Origin of the sequence: Paenibacillus sp. FSL L8-0435 (assembly GCF_037965655.1) — a bacterium.
Classification (GTDB): domain Bacteria; phylum Bacillota; class Bacilli; order Paenibacillales; family Paenibacillaceae; genus Paenibacillus.
This window is the reverse complement of sequence record NZ_CP150185.1, coordinates 6287929-6312252: the sequence shown is the minus strand read 5'-3', so window position 1 is coordinate 6312252 and position 24324 is coordinate 6287929. Positions and strand designations below refer to the sequence as shown.

Sequence of the window (24324 nt, the reverse complement as noted above, 5' to 3'; positions counted from 1 at the left end):
GGAGAGGATCATCTATGGAAGAGCGGAATAAGCGGAATGATCTGAATGTGGCGGGCATAAGTCAAACGGCAGGCGGGAATTTTCACCGTGTATCTATTGATGGCATGGCTAAGGTGAACGGTAACCTGGACTGCACCTCTATGGAAGTGAATGGAACATTGAAGATGCACGGCGCTTTGACCTCCGAGAGTGCAACGATTAACGGCATGTGTACGTTGAATGGACCTCTTACCAGTTCTCGTGTTCGTGTAGATGGCATGACGACGATTAACGGAGATCTCCATAGCCCTGAGCTTGAGGTGAACGGAAAGTGTACTGTACGTGGAAGAGTGGATGGGGAACGAATTGATATTGGCGGTGTGATCGATATTGAAGGGGATGTCCAATGTGAGTCCCTGAATGTACGGGGCAATATTAAGATCAGCGGTTTACTGAATGCGGGAACAGTGGAGATCAGGCTGCACACATCTTCTTCAGCTAAAGAGATTGGCGGAGAGCGCATCGATATTCGTCGCAAGGAACAACAGAATGGCTTTTGGAAAAGTATTGGTCTGGGCGGGACACCTTCATTTAAGACATCCTTAATTGAAGGTGATGAGATTGTGCTGGAAGATACCGAAGCTGACATTGTTCGGGGGAGTAACATTTTTATCGGTCGCGGCTGTAACATCAGGCTGGTCGAGTATTCAGGTGAACTTGAAGTAGATCAGGATGCCAAGGTGGGCAGCAGTCAGCGAATATAAAGTTTGGATATGGAGAGAAAGGGATGGGATGGACATGAATAACAATCCTGGGCGTTCATTGGACAAAAAAATGGATATCAGCATCGTTGGTGATGGCAGTTCTTCTGGGGGCGTGTACGGCAAGATCAAGGTTGTAGGGGACGCGTCCTTTAACGACAATCTATCTTGTGATCGTTTCAAATGCACGGGTACGTCGGTCATATACGGATCGCTTGAATCCACAGATATTAAAATTACCGGAACCCTTACTCTGACAGAGCGAGAGGCCAGCAACGATGGTGATGATGGAATCCAGGCATCTGGCCTGCATGCCAAAGCTGAGCATATAAAAGTGGTCGGTGAACTTCATCTGTCAGGGGATTGTCAGGCGGAAAATATCAAGCTGAACGGGCGTTTGACGATAGCGGGGATGCTCAGCGCTGAACACATGACGCTCAAAATCATGGGTCCATCCGAGGTCAAGGAAATGGGTGGTTCCATCATTTCGGTGAAGAGCGGTCGGTTGAATGACTTGTTTACAGGGAATAAATCAATTCTCAAGGCACAGATTATCGAAGGTGATGACATTGAATTAGAGAATACGGAGGCCGAGATTGTCCGTGGCGATAAAATAAAAATCGGTCCTGGCTGCCGGATTGGTACAGTGGAATACCGTTCATCTCTGCAAATTCATCCGCAATCGGAAGTTTTGCTGCAAAGCAATCGGTCCTTGGACTGATTAACGAAAACTTCTTTTCGGATATACTAATGCAGTCATATGAATAGAGCGTGAATGGAGAGATTGAGTACAATGGTTGCACGTAAAAACAGTATTGGATTGGTGCTGGCAGGGTTACTGCTCAGCATACTAATGGCTTCGATGGATAACACCATCGTGGCAACAGCTATGGGGGACATTGTCGGGAAGCTGGGTGGGCTCGACAAGTTCGTCTGGGTTACCTCCGCGTACATGGTGGCTGAGATGGCAGGGATGCCGATCTTTGGTAAGCTATCCGATATGTATGGACGGAAGAAGTTTTTTGTATTTGGTATTATTGTGTTTATGCTTGGCTCAGCGCTGTGCGGAACGGCAACGTCTATTGTGGAATTGACGATGTACAGAGCGATTCAAGGTATTGGTGCGGGGGCCCTGGTCCCGATTGCCTTTACGATCATGTTTGATGTCGTTGCACCAGAATCTCGTGGTAAATTGGGTGGATTGTTTGGAGCCGTCTTTGGCCTGTCCAGCGTATTCGGACCTCTGCTCGGTGCTTACATTACCCAATATGCGACATGGGAATGGGTATTCTATATCAACCTGCCGCTAGGCTTGATTGCATTTGTGTTTATTGCGTTCTTCTACAAGGAGTCTCATCAGCATCAATCTCAACAGATCGACTGGCTGGGTGCCGTAACGCTGATCGGTGCTGTTGTGTGCCTGATCTTTGGTCTGGAACTGGGCGGCAAAACATTTGCCTGGGGTTCGTGGCAGATTCTTGGCTTGTTTGCCGGATTTGTAGCATTAGCGCTGCTCTTCCTTTTTGCAGAAACCAAAGCCAAAGAACCAATCATCTCCTTCAGCATGTTCCGCAACCGGGTCTACTGGTCCAGTAACGTTATTGGGATGTTCAGTGGTGCGGCGTTCATTACAGCATCCGTGTACATTCCGATCTTCATACAGGGGGTACTTGGTGGTAAAGCGACCAACTCCGGTCTTGTGTTGCTACCGATGATGCTTGGGTCCGTTGTGACGGCGTCCTTGGGCGGGGTGCTGATGACCAAAATCAAGTATCGTAATATCATGATTCCTACGTTGGCTTTACTTGTCATTGGACTTGGATTGTTGACTACACTGGATGAGAATTCATCCCTTTGGACGATACGTATCTACATGGTGATGGTTGGTCTGGGTGTCGGTGCTTCGTTCTCCGTACTTAGCAATGCAGCCATGAATGCGTTTGAACCGCAAAGACGTGGAGCAGCAAGCTCCACACTTAACTTTTTGCGGTCCCTCGGTATGACGATGGGCATTACGATCTTTGGTATCGTACAGAGCCAGGTTTTTATGCGTAAAATGAACGATGCTCTCGCTGGTTCAGCTGCGGAAGCAGGCGGTGCTTCAGCGGGTGGCGTGCCTCAGGGAGTGGATCTGACCGATCCACATGCGTTGCTCTCACCAGAACTCAGACAGGCGATTCCGCCTCAGGTGCTGGATACCATCACACATGCCCTGTCTTCTTCCATCGTGCAGTTATTTGCCTGGGCTGTGATTCCGGCTGCACTCGCGTTGGTCGCTTCCTTCTTCATGGGAAAAGAGAAGATGGTTATAGGCGAAGAGCAAGGCGAATACACCGGCGGTCACTAAACCGTTATGCAGTAAACTAACTATAAGTTAAGGTAGTACAGCTGATCGTAGCTTGGTAAAACTCGAAGAACATATCTTAAACCATGAAAAGACACACTTCTCGCGTATCCTTAAAAGGGACGGGAAGTGTGTCTTTTTGTTTTCGTAGGATCAGTTTATCCTAGAATGCATGAATTACGGATTGAACTCTTTTGGATGCTTCAGAAAAGGAGCCTAAGGTTGCTTCGTATCGCTAATCCCGTCCTCGACCACAGATGGCCCTTGTGGATCAGGCAGGCTACTATGACCGGAGCGGGCAATCAGGCGATTCTGAGCTTTGTACGTGTCCCGTGTAATCGTTTTGGATTCGACCACTTTGCCGTCCAGCCTCTTGGTTCTTACCGTCTCCACAATATATCCAGGCTGTCCGTCTTGCAACACCTGCTGTACACCATCAGGTAGTACAGTACTGGACACATATTTTACTGGAACACTTAATGTTTCAATGGTACGAGATTCAAGTGCATAGCTGACATTCTCCGGGAATGTGCCGAAAAATTTCACCATCAATTGGTGGTTCTTCACCTCTGCATGAATGAGTAAGGATTTTCCGGTATTATTCTTGAAGCGAAAATTGATGGCTCCCGAGGCAAAGGTGGCATCCAGTCCTTTCGGCAAATATTTGACCGGCAGGGAATGGTTGCGACGCTCAATAATATCAAGACCCGTCAATAGCGCTGCGTTATACACCGTACTGGATACCTGGCAGATTCCCCCGCCAATTCCGGGGGTTAGTCTTCCATTAACAATGACCGGTGCCTCACGAAACCCATACTCCTTTTCAGCTTTACGGATGACCTTCTCATAATCGAATGTGGCATCCGGTGGCAAAATCATGCCGTTAATCGCTTCCGCCGCTGCGCTGACATTATGTATCCGGCCTTCACTACTATTGCCCAGACCCGTGGAGAACTGGATGATCTTTCGGTCAATGCCTTCCTGGCGCAGCGAATCAAGGGTTACTTCAGGCTTCAGCGTATAAAGTGGTACCTGGATCAGCAATGGGGCGGGTTTCTCATCCGGGTTGAGTACACTGAAATCCCTGTGCAGCTTCGTCTGTATGAGATTTGTGAGTGTATCCCAATCAATCCGGCGGACGCCCTTTTCCGGGATATACTGGACTTTGTCACTTGTGGTAATGCGGCGAACAGCGTCCGCAGGTGTACCGAAGGTTTCTTTTTCCCAGGCAGGGCTGAGATGTTCTTGGAGTGGTCTTGAGCTGTAGGTCATATCGAGAGAGAACTCTTTCGGAAAATGATAACGTGCATAAGCGCGTTCCCACAGGTTACCTTCCTCCAGCTGCTGTATCGCGGCCTCCAAGCTGTTAACGTTGTAACTCACCCCCACCTGAGCTGCGGTATACGACACCGTCTGGGGGTTGGGTTCAGTCACTTCAAAGGTGACAGGCCAGTCCTCCAGCTTTTGGATCTGTTCATCCAATTCATGCAATACGTTCTTGCGATTCTTCTCCTCCACCAGTATGCCGCCAACATGAACGTCCTTGGGCAGGGCAGGTTGATTCACGTACATATACAGCAATCCATAAGACGCGGAGCCGATCAAGAGGATAGAGAATAGAACAATGACCGTCAAATGTATTTTTTTCATAACCGTACGCTCCTTTATACTTCGGTTGTTCCCGACTTTGTAACACTTTCTATATATATGATCCAATGCAGGAAAACTTTCGGGTACTCAATAGGTAACAAATTTGTTACAATAAACTTCATATGAATCCATGCTTCACCATTGAAACAGGAACGAAGTGGATTTTTTCCTGATGAAATTCAGGTCTTTTTAAAGGAAATGCCGGGATTGTGTCGAAATGATAATGGCTAACTATGCGAGCAGGAAGTGATGATGTGATAGAAATGCAGGACGTGTGGAAGACCTACGCCAATGGGACCCACGCATTACAAGGGGTGTCGGTGAAGATCGACCGCAATGAATTTGTCTATATCGTCGGTCCGTCCGGCGCAGGTAAATCAACATTTATGAAATTGATGTACAGAGAAGAAGTTCCGACCAAAGGACAAATATCCATTAACGGATTTAATATTGGTAAGTTGAAGCCAAGAAAGATTCCTTATGTGCGTCGTAACATCGGCGTTGTGTTCCAGGATTTTCGTCTGCTGCCACGGATGACAGCATTTGAGAATGTGGCATTTGCGATGGAAGTTATTGAAGCACCGAAGCGTCATATCAAGAAACGAGTGATGGAAGTGCTTGATCTGGTGGGACTGCGCAGCAAGGCGGGTCGTGAACCTTCACAGCTCTCTGGTGGAGAACAGCAACGTATTGCCATTGCACGGGCTATCGTCAATAACCCATCGGTTATTATCGCGGATGAACCTACAGGTAACCTCGATCCGGAGACGTCGTGGGGCATTATGCAACTGCTGGATGAGATTAATTTCCGGGGAACAACCATTGTTATGGCGACTCATAACAAAGATATCGTGAATACGATGCGTAAACGGGTTATCGCCATTGAACGTGGACAGATTGTACGGGATCAGATGAGAGGGGAATACGGTTATGAATTTTAGTACTCTCTTGCGCCATCTGCGGGAGGGATTCAAAAACGTATTCCGCAACGGTTGGATGTCTGTAGCCTCCATTATGTCGATCATTGTGTCACTGCTGATTCTTGGTGTGTTTATGCTGCTGGTGCTCAATGTGAATTCCATGGCGAACCAGGTTGATAGCCAGGTGGAGATCAGCACGTTCCTCGAACTGAATGTGGACGAGAACCTGCGTAATACACTGGAGCAAGAAATCAGCGCGATGCCTGAAGTAAGTGAGATTCGTTTTGTGTCCAAGGAAGAAGGGCTCAAGGAGTTCCGTGAACGTCTTGGAGAGGGTGCAGATAACGTGCTTAGCGGTTTCGATGTGGATAACAACCCACTGCCGGAGACCATTGAAGTTGAGGTCATTGAACCGGAAACCGTCGCTTTTGTGGCGCAAAAAATCGAAGCTTTGAACGAAAAACACCCGGAGAAGCCGATCATGAAAGTGAACTACGGCAAGGAAACGGTGGAAGTGTTATTCAAATTTACGAAACTTGTTCGTAACATCGGATTTATTTTTGTCGGGGGACTGGGTCTGATGTCCATGTTCCTGATCTCGAATACGATTCGCGTAACGATTCTGGCACGTCGCCGGGAGATCGGAATTATGAAGCTGGTTGGCGCAACCAATACCTTTATTCGCTGGCCTTTCTTTATTGAAGGTGCACTCATTGGATTTATTGGCTCGGTCATTACGGTTGGTGTGCTGTTTGTTGGATACAGCCAGTTGATGAAGACGATTGGTCAGGATGTCTTCATGCAGATGCTTAACTTGATTCCGCTGGGCGAAATCTGGTTGCTGTTTGGAACACTGTTGATCGGACTCGGCGTGCTGGTAGGTATTTTGGGAAGTACACTGTCCATTCGGAAATCACTCAACGTTTAATTTTGTTTTCAACGATCGAATTGCAGAATATGTCGATAAGAATGGCAAAGCAGGTTCATTAATGGACGCTGTTTGACGATATGTAGGAAAGACGGAGTCTTTTAAGATTGAAGAAAGCAAAGAACATGCTGTTCACCACCTGTGCAGGTTGCTTTCTTGTGAAATCATAGGATGGGGGATCATCATTTTGAAAAAAACCGCTTCGCTGCTGGCCTTTACGTTATTGGCCAGTTTGACGCTTCAACCTTCTGACGGATATGCCAAGAGTAGCATCAGCGATATTGACCAACAGATTCAGCAACTGGAGAGCAAGGCGGCTTCTGCCAAGCAGGAGCAAAAAAAAGCTGCTTCCAACAAAAAGGAAGCACAGCATTACAAGAACAAAACCAACGCTTATCTGAAGGTTGTCATGGAACAGATCAATGTCGTTAGTGATGAACTGGCGAGTGTATCCTTGCAGATCGAGAACACGGAGGAAGATCTCCGTACAACAAAAAAAGATCTGCAAGCGGCAGAAGAACGCATTGTTGCAAGGGAAAAATTGTTGGAGTCACGCGTACGCCTGATGTATACGGACGGTGCTGTATCCTATCTGGATGTATTGTTGTCCTCTACTAGCTTCACTGACTTCCTGACCCGTGCGGATTCACTCAAAACGATTGTGGATCAGGATCAGCATCTGCTGGATGAGCACAAAGCGGACAAGCAACTGGTTGTGGACAAAAAGGCAGAACTGGATGTGCAATATGCGGAAGCCAAGAGTCTGTATGCACAGAAGAAACAGCGCAAGTCCCAATTGAATGAAAAAGAAGCGGAAAAGCAAGTGCTTCTCGCTTCATATGATGCTAAAATTGAAGAGTCAGAAGAGCTGACACAAGAGCAGGAAGATGTATTAATGCAGATTGCCAGCAAACGTTCGGCACTTCTTCAAGAGAAAAATAAATTGCGTGAACAACAGGCAGCCGCCGCAGCCAAAGCAAAAGCCGCAGCCGCCGCTCGGGCGAAAGCTGCAGCCAAGACACCAACCAGAGTGAGTTCGGATAGCAGCAGTGAGGTAACGTACTCATCCGGTAATGGTATCTTCTCAAGACCGGTATCTGGAGGTCGCATTTCTTCTCCATTCGGTCCCCGTACCCATCCAATTACGGGTGTAGTGGGTAAGATGCATGCCGGTGTTGATTTCGCTGTTCCTGTGGGAACTTCGGTTCACGCTGCCTCTGGCGGAATCGTGATCATGGCTGAATGGTATAGCGGTTATGGTTATACGGTTATTGTGGACCACGGCGGTGGACTATGGACGTTATATGGTCACTTGCGCGAAGGTGGATTCAAAGTCAGCAAGGGAGACACAGTAAGCAAAGGGGATACCATCGCTGAGTCAGGAAATACAGGGAACTCTACTGGACCTCACTTGCACTTTGAAGTGAGAGATAACGGTACCGCTGTAAATCCGATGAACTATTTGTGATTATTGCTCCATCGTTCGAATGGAAAAAACATATTCCGTACAAGCTAGACATATAATAAGCTGGCATGTTCAGGGAATGGATTCTGGCAAGAATGGAATCGGACACGCTTCAAAACTAAAGGCGGTGACAAACGGATGATGAAGAAAAGATCGGCGCTACTGCTTGTCATTGTGGGTCTCCTGGGTGGTAGTTTGCTAACCCTGGTACTAATGACTTACCCGGGAATAGCAAACCAAACCACAGCGGGCGAAGGTTTGCTGGCTAGTGTAACCGGCAATACACAGCAGAAGAACGATTTGAAAAAGATTGAAACTGCGATGGATTTGATCTCCAGCAACTATTATAAAGACGTGGATCAGACCAAATTGATTGACGGTGCGATCAACGGCATGATGGAATCGCTTGGTGATCCGTACTCCAACTATATGGGGCAGGAAACGGCTGCTCAGTTTGAAGAGTCGATCGAAGGTTCATTTACCGGTATTGGCGCAGAGGTATCCTCTCAGGATGGAAACGTTGTTGTTGTTTCCCCAATCAAAGGATCTCCTGCCGAGAAAGCGGGTATTCGTGCAAAAGACATGATTATGTCGGTCAACGGCGAATCCCTGCAAGGTTTGGAACTGAACAAGGCTGTTAACAAAATCAGAGGTCCCAAGGGCAGTGAAGCGAAGGTACAGGTCAAACGTGCCGGATCTTCCGAGCTGATTGAATTTGTGATTGTACGGGATGACATTGATCTGGAGACCGTATATGCGCACATGGAGGATGGCGGAATTGGCGTTATTGCCATTACTCAATTCTCTTTGAATACGGGCGATCGCTTTAAGGAAGAATTGGCGAAGCTTGAGAAGCAGAACATGAAAGGTCTGGTCATCGACGTACGGAATGACCCAGGCGGTGTGTTGCAAGTTGTTATTGATATCGCTGAGCAGTTTGTTCCTAAAGGCAAGGTTATTGTGCAAGTGGAAGACAAGAACGGCAAAAAGGAACAAAGTAAGTCCAATGGATCAGCCAAAGCTTATCCAGTCACAGTCCTGATGAACAAAGGCAGTGCGAGTGCGTCGGAGATTTTGGCCGGTGCATTACAACAGTCAGCAGGTGCTAAGTTGATTGGTGAAAACTCCTTTGGTAAAGGAACCGTCCAGACGAGTTATGACAAGCAGATGGGTGATGGCAGCTTGCTGAAAATCACTATTGCCAAGTGGCTCACTCCGAACGGAGACTGGATTCATGAAAAAGGAATCAAACCGGATATTGCGGTAGACCAGCCGGATTATTTCTCGGTGGCACCGATTAACAAAGAGAAGTTACCACTGAAATATGACAGCAATAGCTCGGATGTGAAAAGTGCGCAGACGATGCTGAGAGGACTCGATTTCAAACCGGATCGTGTGGATGGATACTACGACCAGAAGACGGAAGAAGCGGTCAAGGCATTCCAGAAGCAAAAAGGCATTCAGGCTACAGGCCAGATTGACGAGAAAACCGCTGAATCACTGGAAGCGGCTCTGATTGAACGTATTGCCAATCCTCAATATGATGCACAGCTGAAACGCGCGATCGAAAATGTCTCGAAGGATATTTCGTCCGCTGTGTCGAAGCCATAAAGAAGGCTGATTTTCAGCCTTCTTTTTTTCTGAACCGGCTGAAAGAGAGGGGTGACCGACCACAATGGAATGGGTATGGCCGTGGTTAACTACATTAGGGGAAGCTTTGTTGCAGTTGTTTATTCAGCCGTTTTATTATATTGCGGTGATCCTGATTGCGCTGATCTATCATCGTCAGTTACTGCAGGAGCGTAAATTATTTCATGTCCGATTGCAAAGCTCGATAACACAGACGATTCGTGCGGTGCTTGGAGGTATACTCATCGGTACCATTGTCTCGATCGTGTCCTTATTCCTCGGTGCACATCTTACACTGGGAAGCCTGATATGCATATGGGGTGCAACATTAATTCTATCCTTGTTCCGTATCCGGTATCTGTGTTTTGCTTACGCAGCCGGGTTACTGGGTGTGCTGCAATTTGGTTTGAATCTGGCTTCAGGCTGGCAACCATCAGGTTGGATGGGTAGTGTAACGGAAACGCTACGTACCCTGGATATGCCTGCACTGCTTGTCCTGGCGGCGCTTCTACATATGGGTGAAGCCCTGTTGGTACGCATGCAGGGGGTATCGATGGCATCACCACTTCTCTTCGAGGGAAAACGCGGGAAACTGGTTGGTGGATATCAACTGCAACAGTTCTGGGCCATTCCTCTACTGATTCTTGTCCCTGTCACAGGCAGTGGCGCGGAACTGGCTTGGAATCCACTGATGAATGCAGGACATAGTTACATGCTGATTGCATTGCCGATTATGCTCGGATTTGGTGAGATAACGCAGAGTATGCTTCCCGGACAAAAGGTACAGATCTCATCAAAACGGTTGATGATATATGGGGCAACTTTGCTCGTGTTCAGTTTGCTTGCTGTATGGTGGTCTCCACTCATGGTGGTTGCTGCACTAATCGCATTTATTGGACATGAATTTCTGGTATGGTACAGTGCGTTTGAAGAGCAAAACCGCAGTCCAGTATTTGTCCATCCGCAGCATGGATTGAAGGTACTGGCTGTTATTCCGGAGAGTCCTGCTGCAGATTTGGGGATTGAAGCAGGAGAGACCTTGTACAAGGTGAATGGTAAGTTGGTTCATTCACCAGAAGAGTTGCATCGTGCTCTGCGGATGAACCCGGCTTTTTGCAAACTTGAGGTACGAAATCATCAGGGAGAAAGCAAGTTCATGCAACGAGCGATCTATGAAGGGGAGCATCATCAGCTTGGGGTCATTATGGCACCGGACAATCACGAGGTTTGGGCGATTCGGTTACGTCCACTGACGTTGTTCCATGTCATCAACCTCAAATTGTTTGCCCGTCTGAAAAAACCACAAAGGGACGAAGCTCCCTTGGCGTTACCGCCAGCCCCTGTGGCCAGTGATAAAGGGTCCGTGGAGATGTAACTAACATACGTGATGAAGTATGTTTGCATAAATCAAGCAATGAAAAAAGGTATTTCCGAGCGCCGTCACGGGCAAGGGAAATACCTTTTTTGTTATTGTTTTAGCATAAAGATGGCGATTTGGGTCCGATCGCGCAAGCTCAGCTTGCCGAGAATATCTGTGACGTAGTTTTTGACCGTGCCTTCACTGAGGAACAGTTTGGCGGCAATTTCCTTATTGGACAACCCCTCCGATATGGCCTCGGCAACCGCCAGCTCCATACGTGTCAGTCCATAGGCTTCGATTGGGTTCTGTGTCAGGGGAATCGCAGAGGGACGGAGAAGGCCTGCCAATTTGCGGGCAATATCCGGATGGATTAACATATCGCCGTTATGTACTGTCTTGATACCTTGAACAATTCGTTCAGGTGGAACATTCTTGAGTAAATAACCGCTTGCTCCATTCTGTAATGCCTGAATGATATACTCGTCGTCGTCAAACGTAGTCAGCATAAGCACCTGGATTTCAGGAAAGCGTGCCTTGATGTGTTTGGTACCTTCAACTCCGTCACATTCCGGCATCCGAATATCCATTAAAACCACGTCCGCAGGCGTTCCTGCTTCAAGCAATTCCAACGCTTCCTGTCCATTTGAGGCTGTGCCTGTAACGCGAATGCCGGAGTCCAGTCCGAGCAGCACTTTCAGGCTCTCACGAATGAAGTAATCATCGTCGGCGAGAATCAGCTGAATAAGTGGGGGCTGGCCTGAATCATTCTTGTTGTTCACATCATTCCGTTCGGACATGAGAACATTCACTTCCTTTTTTCAGAGTATATCCATCTGGTTCGTTAATGGAATGCGTGTAATCACTGTATACGGATAAGCTGATTGAATCTCCAGGACTCCTCCCACCATTTGTGTGCGCAGAAGCATGCCTTCCTGTCCTATGCCGTTTCGCTTGGAAGAATGAGGATTGATTTTGCCATCATTACTTATACTCATACACACTTCCTGATCCCCGAATACCAACTCCACTGTGATTGAAGAAGCATTTCCGTGTCGCAGGGCATTGGTCAAGGCTTCTTTGGCATTTTTGTATAAAACAATCTGTATGCTGGGATACAGCACATGGGATGGGCCATGAACTTCATAATTTGTCTTCACGCCGGTATCTCTGCCCACTTCCTCTAGGAGACGATCCAGGGCGTAGGCTTTGGATGCATAGGAATTAGGTTGCAGTTTGTGTAATGTGCTGCGCATATCATCCATACTATCAGCCAATTGATCGCGAATCTGTCTCACCATTTCCGTTCCTTGTTCCATATTCAGGGGGAGGGTCAGCAGGGCGGCTTCCGACATCATTTTGGTGCGAATCAGTCGATGCCCGATATCGTCATGAAGCTGTCTGGAGATACGGGTACGTTCCTCTGCCTGAGCCACTCCTTCAAGTTGCTTTGTAAATAACAGCAGCTGCGCACGCGCTTCTTGTAGCTCGTAATGTTTGCTGCGAAGTTCGTCATAGACTTGTTCCAGTTGTCCGCGGCTGTTCGCCGTTCTTGATCCCTGCCAGGACAGAGCCGCTGTGATGAGCAGAAGCAGGTTGCCAAGAACCATCGCAATTGTCTCTGTGGAGAGTAATGTAGTGGCGGTTGTATTTAGTGAGGTTAACCCTGGCTGCGATGCCTGTGGGTCAGAATAATACCAATGCAAAGCCACATTGTTAGCGACAAGCTGAATTGCAAACATCAACCATCTCCGACTTCCCTCCAGTCTGTATATATACACGTAGAGCACGGATAGAGAGAGAAAAAACATAAATGGTCCATATATTGCAATCAGCCAGCAGCCCCAGAGTATTTCGGCCAGAAGCAACAGCCACTGCTGTGTACTTGAACGGTTGAAATCTTTCCACACGGAGAGTCCAAGCGCGATGATGATATACAGGGTGTAGACGGCTTCATTTTCCAAGGGCAGCATCAACAGGTACAGTACTGCTGGAACGATAATTAATCCGTATTGCAGAAGCCGCATCGGCATATGTAAATGACATCCTTTATATAAAAAGTGGAGTAGAAAATCTCTTGGTAATGCGCCCTTGATTATACCATAAGCAGCATTCGAATCAGGAGATGACTTAAGTCACCTTCGATTCATGACTTTCTGTACCTTCGCTACAGATTACGATCCGTTACAATAAAATTATGAAATCCAGCGGCGAAGGCCGAAACGGAAAAGGGGCGTAAAAGGGATGGGCATACTTGAAGTAGATCATGTAGTAAAACGATACGGCAGCAAGCTGTCCGTGGATCATTTGAACCTTAGTGTTGGTAAAGGCGAGATTTTTGGATTGCTTGGTCCCAATGGAGCAGGAAAAAGTACCACCATCAGCATGATTGCAGGGCTCCTGAATATGGATCAGGGTGAAATCAGATTAGATGGTATATCGGTCAAGGAGCGACCGCTAGAAGTAAAGCGCAAGATTGGACTGGTTCCGCAGGATCTGGCGTTATACGAAACGATGTCTGCTGCGGAGAATGTGACCTTTTTTGCCCGACTGTATGGACTGCGTGGAAAATTGCTTAAGGAAAGAGTGCAGGAGTCCCTTGAATTTGTAGGGTTACAAGATAAAGCAAAGGATGCCCCCTCGACATTCTCTGGCGGTATGAAACGCAGGTTAAACATCGCATGTGCGATTACACATCGCCCGGATCTCATTATTATGGATGAACCGACAGTGGGCATTGATCCGCAATCTCGGAATCATATCCTTGAATCGGTACGCACACTTAACAAGATGGGTTCAACGATCATATATACAAGTCATTACATGGAGGAAGTGGCTGCGATTAGTCACCGGGTTGCAATTATGGATCAGGGGCGAATCATTGCCTGTGGCACTGAAGCAGAACTGAGAGAACGGGTAGCATCGGAGGAAAAAGTAGTGCTCTCCACTTCCGGTATCGGTCCCGACGTCGTGGAAGAACTGAAACTTCACCCCCGTGTGCGGATGGTAGACGTTTCAGAGAATACACTGACCATTACGCTGCCTTCGGCACAGCAGGATCTCCAGGATTTGCTCTTCATTTGCAGCAAACATGAAGTATCCATTCAGTCGCTCAAGGTAGAAGAGCCGGATCTGGAAACGTTGTTCCTCAATCTGACCGGGCGTACGCTTCGGGACTAGGGGGAGCAAGAAATGAATATATGGCATATTTGCATCTTTGAATTGAAACGTATTCTTAAGATTCGATCTGTGGTGTTAAACCTGTTTATTTTGCCGTTGTTACTGATTTTTATATTGGGTACGGCACTTTCCAGTACGATGGGTACGGCGGCGGATGTTATTCCGGATACTGTACGTGTGGGAATCATTCATTTGAGTACTGAATCTGGCGGAGGATCAAGTACGCTTAATCAAGCGCTGGATACATTCGTTAAATCCCCGGAAGTGGCTGAGATGATCAAGGTGCAGAACTTTACGACTGAAGAAGAGGCCGTTCATTCGCTGCGTACCGGCAAGCTGGACTTTGCTGTAATGATTCCTTCGGATTTTGAGCAAAACGTGATGATGGGGAAAGAGGCCAGGTTACAGTGGATACGAGGAAAGGACAACACACTTAATACCTTGGGTGAAACTTTGTTCACACGTTTTACGGATGAATGGAATCGACAGATGGCGATTACCAAAGTGCTGGGTCCGGAAGTGACTGCTGCCATGACCTCTGGCTTGGAGTCTAATGGAGCGAACTCGACTTCCATTACTGTCATTAATCCCGGAAAAACAGGTACGTCCTACAGCGCCTCCCAATACTATGCAGCATCCATGCTGGCGATGTTCATGTTGTACTCGGGTATGACAACAAGTACCAGCCTTTTTGGAGAGCGGGATAACCGAACGCTGATCCGCCTTCAGGCTGCGCCGATAGGTAACGGAGTGATCTTTGCCGGGAAAATTGCCGGCAATAGTCTGCTCGCTTTTTTACAGGCAACGACGATCATCCTTATGACATATTGGTTCTACGGCGTAGATTGGGGAACGTATCCTGGGTATATTGTGCTAACTTGTGTTCTCATCACTTTGGCATCTATGACCCTCGGCATTATTGTATCCCTGGTATGCAAAAGCACGGCATCGGCCGGTGCAACCTTACAAGGCATCATTATTGTCATGACATTCATCAGTGGTGGGTTCAGGCCCATTCCGGTTGATTTGGTGCAACGTCTTAGCGAATTTACGGTTAATCACTGGGCGCTCCAAAGTTTTCTGAGAATGATGCTGGATGCACCTGTAGGAGAGATAGTATATAACATACTGATGCTAGGCGTGGTATGCGCTGTTTTACTGGCTATCTCAGGATTGATCTATAGAAAGGCAGGATATCGATATGAATAGTCTGCACATCGCCTGGTTGATGATCAAACGTACACTTGGCCGCAAAATGGGCTTCATTACGTTTCTGCTTCTGCCTTGCCTGGTGGTTACAGGAGCGGTTGCTCTATTTGGAAGCGAGCAGAGTACACGTACTGTTATTCCCTATGTCAATGAGGATGGAGGGGTGGCAGGGACATGGATGATTCATGAACTTGCTGACAAAGAGGAATATCTGCTCAAGCCGATGACAAACGAAGCAGAAGTGAAGGAAGCCATCGCTCAGCAAAAAGGAAGCTCTGGCATCATCATTCCGGCACATTATACGGAGGATCTGTTACAAGGTAAGGCAACCGAAATCCAACTGGTGGAACTGCGTATAAGCGAAGGTTCTTATACACTGCGAGCAGCAGTTGAAGGTTTGACGAGCGGCCTGCAACAATCTGCTTCAGCTGTTACGGTGGCGGCAGGCCGAGTCTCAAGTGAGATGGACGTACTGGAGAGCACACAGAAGCCATTTGAACAGCTTTTACAGGAGATAGGAAAACATCAAGTCGCCGGTGAAGTTACCGATCTGCAGATCTATCCCAAACCAGGCCTGAACAATGTGACTGGATTTACGATTATGTTTATGATGGGGCTGCTGACCAGTGCAGTGGCTGTGATAATGGAAGATCGCAGGAAACGTACGATGGCCAGAGTATATACGGCACCCGTCCGTGCATATGAGATTGCGCTTGGCAATTTCCTGGGTAGCTTTGTCATTGGCATGATTCAGATTGTGATGGTTCTAGGAGTCAGCAGATGGCTGCTGCATTATGATGCCGGTATTCCTTTTGGCATTCATTTCGTTATCTTGGCCGCATTCATGCTGGTCTCCATGGGGATTGCAAGTACCGTGGCAGGATTAATCCGTAATCCCAAAAATGCGAATATGCTGAATTCACTTGTTATTATGCCAACCTGCATGATAGGTGGTTGTTTCTGGCCGATCTCGTTGATGCCGGATTATATGCAGAAGCTCGCTAACTTTGTTCCACAGAAATGGGCGATTCAGGCGGTGGAGACGATCTCTGCTGGCGGTACATTGTCGGATATTACAATGCCGTTATTGATTTTGTTTGGCATGGCTGCCATTTTGCTGACTGTAGGCTCTGCGATTCTACGCCCTAGCCAGCCAGGAGTAGAGGCATAAATAAGGTTTATACGACATAAAAGAAAGCACGCTCTGCTGAATTGAATTCAGTTAGAGCGTGCTTTCTTTGCATGAGTAATGTTGCATTATGTGAGATATGGATGATTAAGGCTGGAGCTGACGCAGGACCGTTATTTCAACCCGACGGTTCTTTTGTCTTCCGGCGGCTGTGGTGTTGTCACCCGTTGGGCGAGTATCCGCATATCCGGCATACTGGAAGCTGTCCGGGTTAAGCTTCTCTGTATCCAGAAAGAATCGCAATACAGACAGTGCACGTTCTCCTGAAAGCTGCCAGTTATCGGTATAGGCGGAGTTTGCTCCCACAGGAATGTTATCGGTGTGACCCTCAATGCTGACAACGGTATTTAGATCACGGAACAGGCTGGCAAGTTTACTGAGCGTTGGTGCTGCACCATCCTTTAGAGCGGCCTGTCCCTGATCAAACAGGAAGCGGTCACTAAGTGTAATGGATAGGCCCTGTGGCTTGTCCGCAACAAAAATCTGATTTTCCAGTTTATTATCCTCAATATATTGGGTAATCACATTGAACAGATTTTGCAATTCCTGCTCCTGTGACCTGAACTGTTCTTCCCGTTCTGTGAGGGGTTTGTTGTCATCATCTGGTGTTGCAGTTTCTTCACCTTCTGAAGGGTCTTCACCCTGCACCTCGGATGGCGGAGTCTCTGTAATCGTCTGTCCGGGCTTCTCACCGAGTCCCTCACCAAGCTCAAGGATAGAGTCGGACGCATTGAATGTATTTTGTAACGATTGAGTAACGACGTCATATTTACCTGAATCCAGATTGCTCATGGCATACATGATGACAAAAAAGATCAAAAGCAGAGTTATGAGATCGGCATAAGTAATCATCCAGCGATCCCGATGATCGATAGTTTCACGTTTTCCGCGCCGTTTACTGCGCCGACTCATCCAATCCCTCCTTTGCTAGGGGGCGTATATGCTGACGATGCGTGAGGGTGAAGGACTCCAGTCTTTTGCGTACAAGCTGGGGATTTTCACCGTTCTGAATGGCAAGTACACCTTCGAGAAGCATTTCCATGGTCTGCACTTCATCGGCACCTCTGGATTTGATCTTGGAGGCAATGGGCAAAAAGATAAGATTGGCACTGGCGACCCCATACAGGGTTGCGGTAAAGGCAACAGCAATGGCAGGTCCGAGTCCTGTGGGATCGGTCAAACTGCCAAGTACCTGAATAAGTCCCATCACGGTTCCGATGATCCCCATGGTTGGAGCATACCCACCAGCGGATTCAAATATTTTGGCATAACCCTCATGTTTTTGTTCAATTGAGTCAATCTCCATCTCCAGGATCTGGCGAACCACATCCTGATCGGTACCATCAACAACCATCTGAATACCGTCTTGCAAAAATGGATGCGGATGATCCATAACTTTGCGTTCCAATGCAAGCACACCTGAGCGGCGTGCGATTGAAGACATTTCGACCAACTCTTCAACCCATATTCCGGATTCATTATTGTTACGTCCAAAAGCCATACGCAGGGCAGCTGGAATCGTACGAAGGCGATGCGCCGGAAAACTGGCAACCACAGCAGCAATCGTTCCACCGAATACAATTAAAGCAGCCGTTTTTTGCAGGAGACCGGACAATTGGCCACCTTCCCACAAAAAACCGCTAATGACTGCGGCAATTCCGGCAATAATACCGATAAGTGTCGCAATATCCATAAATTAACCCACTCCTATCTTCATTTCACGTTTGCATCACTAAAACGAACGAGGTATAATTAAACGGGAACAAATATTCCTATTACTATAAGTTTTCCCATATGAAAATTCGGGGAACTTCGACAATATATAGTGACTATTATTTTAGACGATAGGGTGAGATACGGCAATGAGCGATATTATAATGAGCGACAAAACGTTCGAAATCGAGTCAGAGTTTTCTCCCCAAGGTGATCAGCCTGCAGCCATTAAAGAATTGGTGAAGGGTGTTCAGGAGGGGAAGAGGTACCAGACACTGCTGGGTGCAACGGGTACGGGTAAGACGTTTACGATAGCCCAGACGATAGCCCAACTGCAACGTCCGACGCTGATTATTGCACACAACAAAACATTGGCAGCGCAGCTTGCAAGTGAGTTCAAAGATTTTTTTCCTAACAACATGGTTGAGTATTTTGTCAGTTATTACGATTATTTTCAGCCAGAAGCATATATCCCGTCCTCCGATACGTATATCGAGAAGGATTCAAGTATTAATGAAGAGATCGACAAACTTCGTCACGCAGCGACCAGTTCGTTGTTTGAGCGCAGGGATGTCATCATTGTAGCGAGTGTATCCTGTATTTATGGTTTGGGCTCACCGCACTCGTATTCAAGCATGTTGCTGTCACTCCGGGTAGGCATGGAGAAACCGCGCAATCAGATTTTGTCCCGTCTGGTAGAGATTCAGTATCAACGGAATGATATTAACTTTGTACGGGGTACATTCCGTGTCCGTGGGGATGTCGTAGAGATCTTCCCTGCCTCCAAGGGCGAACATGCAATTCGGGTTGAATTGTTTGGTGATGAGATCGAGAAAATTACGGAGATTGATGTGTTAACCGGAGAACTGATTGGCGAACGTGAACATATTGCCATCTTCCCGGCGTCTCACTTCGTAACGCAAGAAGAGACGATGAAGGTTGCGCTAGTGAACATTGAGCGTGAACTGGAAGAACGTCTTGAAGTGTTGCGTGAACAAGGGAAGTTGCTGGAGGCTCAGCGACTGGAGCAGCGCACACGGTATGATATCGAGATGATGAAGGAAGTTGGCTTCTGTTCGGGGATTGAGAACTATTCCGGTCCACTGACTTTCCGCGAACGCGGCGATACCCCATACACATTGATGGATTACTTCCCGGATGACATGTTGATTGTGGTTGATGAGTCTCACGTGACTCTGCCGCAGATCCGTGCGATGTACAATGGTGACCAGGCGCGGAAGACAGTATTGGTTGAACATGGTTTCCGTCTGCCGTCAGCATTGGATAATCGTCCACTCAAATTCGAAGAGTTCGAAGGCAAGATGGATCAGATTATTTATGTATCAGCAACACCAGGCCCGTATGAGATTGAGCACACCGATACGATGGTGCAACAGATTATCCGTCCAACCGGACTGCTCGATCCAATCATTGAACTGCGTCCAACGAAGGGACAGATCGATGACTTGATTGGTGAGATTAACGACCGGATTGCCAAAGACGAGCGTGTGTTGATTACAACATTAACGAAGAAGATGTCCGAGGACCTGACGGATTATCTGAAGGAAGTTGGAATCAAGGTTCGTTATCTGCACTCCGAGATTAAAACATTGGAACGGATGGCGATTTTACGTGATTTAAGGTTGGGCGTGTTCCATGTCCTGATCGGAATCAACTTGCTCCGGGAAGGTCTTGATCTGCCCGAAGTTTCCCTCGTCGCTATATTGGATGCTGATAAGGAAGGATTCCTGCGTTCCGAACGCTCACTGATCCAAACGATTGGTCGTGCAGCACGGAACAGCGAGGGTCGCGTTATTCTATACGGTGACAAAGTGACAGATTCGATGGATAAAGCGATAAAGGAAACAGAGCGTCGTCGTGCAATCCAGATCGAGTACAACGAGAAACATGGAATTACACCACAGACAATTCGAAAAAAAGTGCGTGATGTGATTGAGGCAACCAAAGTTGCCGAATCCAAGAAAGACTATCTCACAGGCGCAGCCGAGAAGATGTCGAAGAAAGATCGCCAAGCGCTTATTCAGCGCCTAGAGGTAGAGATGAAAGATGCAGCCAAAAACCTGCAGTTTGAGCGTGCTGCCGAGCTTCGCGATGCGTTGCTGGAACTTCGCGCTGAATAAGATACAGCTCATTCATATGCTCAGGTAAAGATGGATCTGTAACAAGAGAACGGCCAATTGGCCGTTCTCTTGTTGAGTAAGGAAATCATTGATATCTACCGATAATTAGAGATGTTGAAATCTTGAAATCAGGTCTATACTGATAGAAATGTTGAAATTGGTTAAAAGGTTTATAGGAAAGCAATTGGGAGTCGTGTTCCCCTGAGAGCCGAGAGCGTCCCGCTCTTGACCTTGGAGCCGAGCCGAAGGCAATGGCGACCTGTCGCGATCAAGGCGAAGCCGGGAGCGTCCCGCTCTTGACCTAGGAGCCGAGCCGAAGGCAATGGCGACCTGTCGCGAACGTGGCGAAGCCGAGAGAGTCTCGGTGTTGACCTAGGAGCCGAGCCGAAGGCAATGGCGACTTGTCGCGAACGTGGCGAAGCCGAGAGCGCCCCAGTGTTGACCTCGGAGCCGAGCCGAAGGCAATGGCGACCTTGCCGCGACCAAGGCGAAGCCGAGAGCGCACCGGTGTTGACCTTGGAGCCGAGCCGAAGGCAATGGCGACCTGTCGCGAACGTGGCGAAGCCGAGAGCGTTCCGGTGTTGACCTTGGAGCCGAGCCGAAGGCAATGGCGACCATGCCGCGACCAAGGCAAAGCTGAGAGCGCCACCTCGCAGTAGAGCGGCCGTATAAGGTTCCGGCAATGAGCCGGAACCTTATACGGAGCCGCGGGCATACGACCACCCTTCACATAGCAAGACCCGACCCCTCACCGTTGCACCGCTTGTTTCGGGTGTCCAGAGGGCTGCGCCCTCTGGGGCCCTCCCTTGGAAGGGAGGGTTTGGGAGGGATCGAAAAGCCTTTAAAGGTTTGGATTAACACACTGAGAGGATGAATACTATTGGCGAGCGATAACATTGTCATTAAAGGCGCACGAGCGCATAACCTGAAAAATATCGACATTACCATCCCGCGTGACCGCTTTGTTGTATTGACCGGCCTGAGTGGCTCAGGCAAGTCCTCGCTGGCTTTTGACACGATCTATGCCGAAGGACAGCGGCGTTATGTAGAATCATTGTCAGCTTACGCACGGCAGTTTCTGGGACAGATGGAGAAACCGGATGTGGATTCCATCGAAGGATTATCTCCTGCCATTTCAATAGATCAGAAAACAACAAGCCGTAACCCACGTTCCACAGTAGGAACGGTGACCGAAATCTACGATTATCTGCGTCTGTTATTTGCACGTGTGGGACATCCGCATTGTCCGGACCATGGTGTGGAGATCAGCTCCCAAACCGTAGAACAAATGGTTGACCGTATTATGCAATACCCGGAGCGTACCCGGCTACAAATATTGGCACCCATTATCTCTGGTCGTAAGGGCGAGCATAAAAGTGTGTTTGCCGATGTGTCCAAGCAGGGCTTTGTCCGTGTGCGAGTGAACGGGGAACTACGTGACCTGTCAGAAGATATTCAATTGGAGAAAAACAAAAAGCATACGATTGAAGTCGTTGTTGACCGGATCGTTGTTAAAGATGATGTACAGGCGCGTCTGGCCGACTCTATTGAAACAGCACTTAATTTGTCCGGAGGACAACTCCTGGTGGACATTATGGGCGAAGAAGAGCTGCGCTTCAGTTCCAACTTTGCCTGCCCGGTGTGTGGATTCAGTATTGAAGAGCTTGCACCACGGATGTTCTCATTTAACAGTCCCTTCGGGGCTTGCCCGGATTGTGATGGGTTAGGTGTCAAAATGATCGTTGACCCTGATCTGCTGGTACCAGATCGGACTAAGACCATCGAAGATGGAGCTTTTGATGCTTGGACAGGTGGTACATCTACCTATTATCCGCAGTTCCTGAAGTCAGTATGTGAGCACTTCAACATTCCGCAAAATGTACCTGTCGAAGATCTGCCAGCTGAGCAGATGAACAAGTTGTTGCAGGGTACAGGTACGGAGAAAATTCGTTTCCGTTATGAGAATGATTTTGGACAACGCAAGGAAGCACTGGTTACCTTTGAAGGTATTGTGAATAACTTAGAGCGTAGATATCGTGATACAGCATCGGAAGGAATCCGTGAATTTATTGAGGGTTACATGAGTGCGAAGCCTTGTGGTACATGTAAAGGTCAGCGTCTGAAACGCGAGAGTCTTGCGGTTACGATCAATGATCACAACATGGCCTATGTGACTAGTTTGTCCATTGGTGAAGCTGGCCGATTCTTCGATACATTGGAATTGACGGAGAAGGAGCAGACGATTGCCAAACTGATCTTGAAAGAAATCAACAGCCGTCTCGGCTTCCTGGTGAATGTTGGTCTGGATTATCTTACACTGAGTCGTGCTGCCGGAACATTGTCCGGTGGGGAAGCGCAGCGGATCAGACTGGCTACACAGATTGGTTCCAGCCTGATGGGTGTACTGTATATTCTCGATGAGCCAAGTATCGGTCTGCATCAACGGGATAATGACCGTCTGATCTCAACACTTGCGCATATGCGAGACATTGGTAACACGTTGATCGTGGTTGAACATGATGAGGATACGATGATGGCTGCCGATTATATTATTGATATTGGCCCAGGTGCAGGTATCCACGGTGGTACCATCATGTCACAGGGTACACCGGAGGAGATCATGAACGATGAGAACTCCTTAACCGGTCAATATCTGAGTGGACGCAAGTTCATTCCGATTCGTACAGAACGTAGAAGTGTAGGAGACCGTTGGTTGGAAGTACGTGGAGCCAAAGAAAATAACCTGAAGAATCTGAACGTGAAGATCCCAGTGGGCGTATTTACTGCGGTAACGGGCGTGTCTGGCTCAGGTAAATCCACATTGATTAATGAGATTCTCTACAAAACGCTGGCACGTGATCTGAACCGTGCTCGGGTACGCCCGGGTCAACATAAAGAAATTCGTGGTCTGGAGCATATCGATAAAGTTATCGATATTGACCAGTCGCCAATCGGGCGGACACCACGTTCCAACCCGGCTACGTATACAGGTGTCTTTGATGATATCCGGGATCTGTTTGCTCAGACGAACGAAGCCAAGGTACGTGGATACAAGAAAGGCCGGTTCAGCTTTAATATCAAAGGTGGACGGTGTGAAGCCTGCCGTGGAGACGGCATTATCAAGATTGAGATGCACTTCTTGCCAGACGTTTATGTTCCTTGTGAAGTCTGCAAAGGCAAACGATACAACCGGGAAACGCTTGAAGTGAAATATAAAAACAGAAATATTTCCGATGTGCTGGAAATGACGGTTGAAGATGCAACCCAATTCTTCGAGAACATTCCGAAGATCCATCGCAAAATGCAGACACTGATGGATGTGGGTCTGGGTTATATCAATCTGGGACAACCTGCAACCACATTGTCTGGTGGTGAAGCCCAGCGTGTGAAGCTTGCTTCCGAGCTGTATCGCCGCAGTACCGGGAAAACCATCTATATCCTCGATGAGCCGACTACCGGTTTGCATGTCGATGATATCGATCGTTTGCTGAACGTGTTGCACCGTCTGGTTGATTCCGGGGAATCGGTGCTAGTGATCGAGCATAACCTGGATGTGATCAAAACGGCAGACTATGTTGTTGATCTGGGTCCAGAAGGCGGTAGCGGTGGAGGAACCATTGTTGCAACTGGAACACCTGAGGATATCGTTAAAGTGGAAGCTTCTTATACCGGCAAGTACTTGAAGCCAGTTCTGGAGCGGGATACCGAGCGGAGTAAGGCGCTGCAATTGGTGGACTAAGGTTCTCTACCCAGTAGTTATATCAATATGAAGTAGCAGTAATGGCCCTTCTTTTCGAAAAGGTTGAGACGTTGGATTACGATCTGATGTGCTCTCCTTCCGAGAAAGAAGGGCTTTTCA

Annotated in this window: 18 protein-coding genes; 13 read left to right on the top strand and 5 right to left on the bottom strand. The window is 47.9% G+C overall.

What is annotated here, in order from left to right; all coding sequences use genetic code 11:
* The first annotated feature begins 14 nt into the window (after window positions 1-14).
* The 3 genes from NST33_RS28025 to NST33_RS28015 all read left to right on the top strand — a co-directional run bounded on the left by NST33_RS28025 (window position 15) and on the right by NST33_RS28015 (window position 3087).
* Window positions 15-743, top strand: a complete 729-nt coding sequence (locus NST33_RS28025) for a polymer-forming cytoskeletal protein (protein ID WP_339305862.1) — start codon at window positions 15-17, stop codon at window positions 741-743.
* 34 nt (window positions 744-777) lie between these two features.
* Window positions 778-1461: a hypothetical protein gene (locus tag NST33_RS28020; protein ID WP_237177457.1), complete on the top strand. Its 684-nt coding sequence runs from the start codon at window positions 778-780 to the stop codon at window positions 1459-1461.
* 72 nt (window positions 1462-1533) lie between these two features.
* Window positions 1534-3087 carry an MDR family MFS transporter gene (locus tag NST33_RS28015; protein WP_339305859.1) on the top strand — a complete coding sequence of 518 codons (1554 nt, stop codon included), beginning with the start codon at window positions 1534-1536 and terminating at the stop codon, window positions 3085-3087.
* Between the two features lie 213 nt (window positions 3088-3300).
* On the opposite strand, the gene NST33_RS28010 is transcribed toward NST33_RS28015, so the two are convergent.
* Window positions 3301-4734 (bottom strand): VanW family protein, encoded by a 1434-nt coding sequence (locus NST33_RS28010; protein WP_339305857.1) that lies wholly within the window; start codon window positions 4732-4734, stop codon window positions 3301-3303.
* A gap of 254 nt (window positions 4735-4988) precedes the next feature.
* Between NST33_RS28010 and ftsE the strand changes: the two genes are divergently transcribed.
* The 5 genes from ftsE to NST33_RS27985 all read left to right on the top strand — a co-directional run bounded on the left by ftsE (window position 4989) and on the right by NST33_RS27985 (window position 11051).
* On the top strand, window positions 4989-5675 hold the full coding sequence (ftsE, locus tag NST33_RS28005) for a cell division ATP-binding protein FtsE (protein ID WP_076209894.1): 687 nt from the start codon (window positions 4989-4991) through the stop codon (window positions 5673-5675).
* On the top strand, window positions 5665-6582 hold the full coding sequence (gene ftsX, locus NST33_RS28000) for a permease-like cell division protein FtsX (protein WP_339305855.1): 918 nt from the start codon (window positions 5665-5667) through the stop codon (window positions 6580-6582). Before ftsE ends, ftsX begins: the two co-directional genes overlap by 11 nt.
* 187 nt (window positions 6583-6769) lie before the next feature.
* The gene (locus NST33_RS27995; RefSeq protein WP_221824019.1) at window positions 6770-8050 is read left to right on the top strand and encodes a M23 family metallopeptidase; all 1281 of its coding nucleotides are present in this window, start codon (window positions 6770-6772) and stop codon (window positions 8048-8050) included.
* 135 nt (window positions 8051-8185) lie between these two features.
* Window positions 8186-9658 (top strand): S41 family peptidase, encoded by a 1473-nt coding sequence (locus NST33_RS27990; RefSeq protein WP_237177463.1) that lies wholly within the window; start codon window positions 8186-8188, stop codon window positions 9656-9658.
* Window positions 9659-9722: 64 nt separating this feature from the next.
* Complete coding sequence (locus tag NST33_RS27985; RefSeq protein ID WP_339305853.1) at window positions 9723-11051, top strand: PDZ domain-containing protein; 1329 nt, start codon at window positions 9723-9725, stop codon at window positions 11049-11051.
* Window positions 11052-11143: 92 nt separating this feature from the next.
* Here NST33_RS27985 and NST33_RS27980 read toward each other — a convergent pair whose 3' ends face one another.
* Together NST33_RS27980 and NST33_RS27975 are read right to left on the bottom strand one after the other, a co-directional pair.
* Complete coding sequence (locus tag NST33_RS27980) at window positions 11144-11833, bottom strand: response regulator transcription factor (protein ID WP_339305851.1); 690 nt, start codon at window positions 11831-11833, stop codon at window positions 11144-11146.
* A 21-nt stretch (window positions 11834-11854) separates the two neighbouring features.
* Window positions 11855-13066 (bottom strand): sensor histidine kinase, encoded by a 1212-nt coding sequence (locus NST33_RS27975; RefSeq protein ID WP_339305849.1) that lies wholly within the window; start codon window positions 13064-13066, stop codon window positions 11855-11857.
* A 211-nt stretch (window positions 13067-13277) separates the two neighbouring features.
* Here NST33_RS27975 and NST33_RS27970 point away from each other — a divergent pair, with 211 nt between their 5' ends.
* From NST33_RS27970 to NST33_RS27960, 3 genes are read left to right on the top strand one after another with little or no spacing between them, the layout of a single operon-like run.
* Window positions 13278-14213: an ABC transporter ATP-binding protein gene (locus tag NST33_RS27970; protein ID WP_036667718.1), complete on the top strand. Its 936-nt coding sequence runs from the start codon at window positions 13278-13280 to the stop codon at window positions 14211-14213.
* A gap of 12 nt (window positions 14214-14225) precedes the next feature.
* On the top strand, window positions 14226-15422 hold the full coding sequence (locus NST33_RS27965; RefSeq protein WP_221824027.1) for an ABC transporter permease: 1197 nt from the start codon (window positions 14226-14228) through the stop codon (window positions 15420-15422).
* Entirely contained in the window at window positions 15415-16593 is a 1179-nt protein-coding gene (locus tag NST33_RS27960) for an ABC transporter permease (RefSeq protein ID WP_221824028.1), read from the top strand. Before NST33_RS27965 ends, NST33_RS27960 begins: the two co-directional genes overlap by 8 nt.
* Window positions 16594-16698: 105 nt before the next feature.
* On the opposite strand, the gene NST33_RS27955 is transcribed toward NST33_RS27960, so the two are convergent.
* Both NST33_RS27955 and NST33_RS27950 read right to left on the bottom strand, forming a co-directional pair.
* Window positions 16699-17523: a flagellar motor protein MotB gene (locus NST33_RS27955; RefSeq protein WP_221824030.1), complete on the bottom strand. Its 825-nt coding sequence runs from the start codon at window positions 17521-17523 to the stop codon at window positions 16699-16701.
* On the bottom strand, window positions 17507-18304 hold the full coding sequence (locus tag NST33_RS27950; RefSeq protein ID WP_017692023.1) for a flagellar motor protein: 798 nt from the start codon (window positions 18302-18304) through the stop codon (window positions 17507-17509). Before NST33_RS27950 ends, NST33_RS27955 begins: the two co-directional genes overlap by 17 nt.
* Before the next feature lie 169 nt (window positions 18305-18473).
* On the opposite strand from NST33_RS27950, the gene uvrB reads away from it, so the two are divergent.
* Both uvrB and uvrA read left to right on the top strand, forming a co-directional pair.
* Window positions 18474-20465 carry an excinuclease ABC subunit UvrB gene (gene uvrB / locus NST33_RS27945; RefSeq protein ID WP_091013102.1) on the top strand — a complete coding sequence of 664 codons (1992 nt, stop codon included), beginning with the start codon at window positions 18474-18476 and terminating at the stop codon, window positions 20463-20465.
* Window positions 20466-21345: 880 nt separating this feature from the next.
* On the top strand, window positions 21346-24204 hold the full coding sequence (uvrA, locus tag NST33_RS27940) for an excinuclease ABC subunit UvrA (protein ID WP_339305845.1): 2859 nt from the start codon (window positions 21346-21348) through the stop codon (window positions 24202-24204).
* Window positions 24205-24324 lie beyond the last annotated feature (120 nt).

Bases quoted from the DNA above. Each gene is read 5' to 3' on its own strand.
- NST33_RS28025 (WP_339305862.1), top strand. From the start codon at position 15: ATGGAAGAGCGGAATAAGCGGAATGATCTGAATGTGGCGGGCATAAGT.
- NST33_RS28020 (WP_237177457.1), top strand. From the start codon at position 778: ATGAATAACAATCCTGGGCGTTCATTGGACAAAAAAATGGATATCAGC.
- NST33_RS28015 (WP_339305859.1), top strand. From the start codon at position 1,534: ATGGTTGCACGTAAAAACAGTATTGGATTGGTGCTGGCAGGGTTACTG.
- NST33_RS28010 (WP_339305857.1), bottom strand. From the start codon at position 4,734: ATGAAAAAAATACATTTGACGGTCATTGTTCTATTCTCTATCCTCTTG.
- ftsX (WP_339305855.1), top strand. From the start codon at position 5,665: ATGAATTTTAGTACTCTCTTGCGCCATCTGCGGGAGGGATTCAAAAAC.
- NST33_RS27990 (WP_237177463.1), top strand. From the start codon at position 8,186: ATGATGAAGAAAAGATCGGCGCTACTGCTTGTCATTGTGGGTCTCCTG.
- NST33_RS27985 (WP_339305853.1), top strand. From the start codon at position 9,723: ATGGAATGGGTATGGCCGTGGTTAACTACATTAGGGGAAGCTTTGTTG.
- NST33_RS27980 (WP_339305851.1), bottom strand. From the start codon at position 11,833: ATGTCCGAACGGAATGATGTGAACAACAAGAATGATTCAGGCCAGCCC.
- NST33_RS27975 (WP_339305849.1), bottom strand. From the start codon at position 13,066: ATGCCGATGCGGCTTCTGCAATACGGATTAATTATCGTTCCAGCAGTA.
- NST33_RS27970 (WP_036667718.1), top strand. From the start codon at position 13,278: ATGGGCATACTTGAAGTAGATCATGTAGTAAAACGATACGGCAGCAAG.
- NST33_RS27965 (WP_221824027.1), top strand. From the start codon at position 14,226: ATGAATATATGGCATATTTGCATCTTTGAATTGAAACGTATTCTTAAG.
- NST33_RS27960 (WP_221824028.1), top strand. From the start codon at position 15,415: ATGAATAGTCTGCACATCGCCTGGTTGATGATCAAACGTACACTTGGC.
- NST33_RS27955 (WP_221824030.1), bottom strand. From the start codon at position 17,523: ATGAGTCGGCGCAGTAAACGGCGCGGAAAACGTGAAACTATCGATCAT.
- NST33_RS27950 (WP_017692023.1), bottom strand. From the start codon at position 18,304: ATGGATATTGCGACACTTATCGGTATTATTGCCGGAATTGCCGCAGTC.
- uvrB (WP_091013102.1), top strand. From the start codon at position 18,474: ATGAGCGATATTATAATGAGCGACAAAACGTTCGAAATCGAGTCAGAG.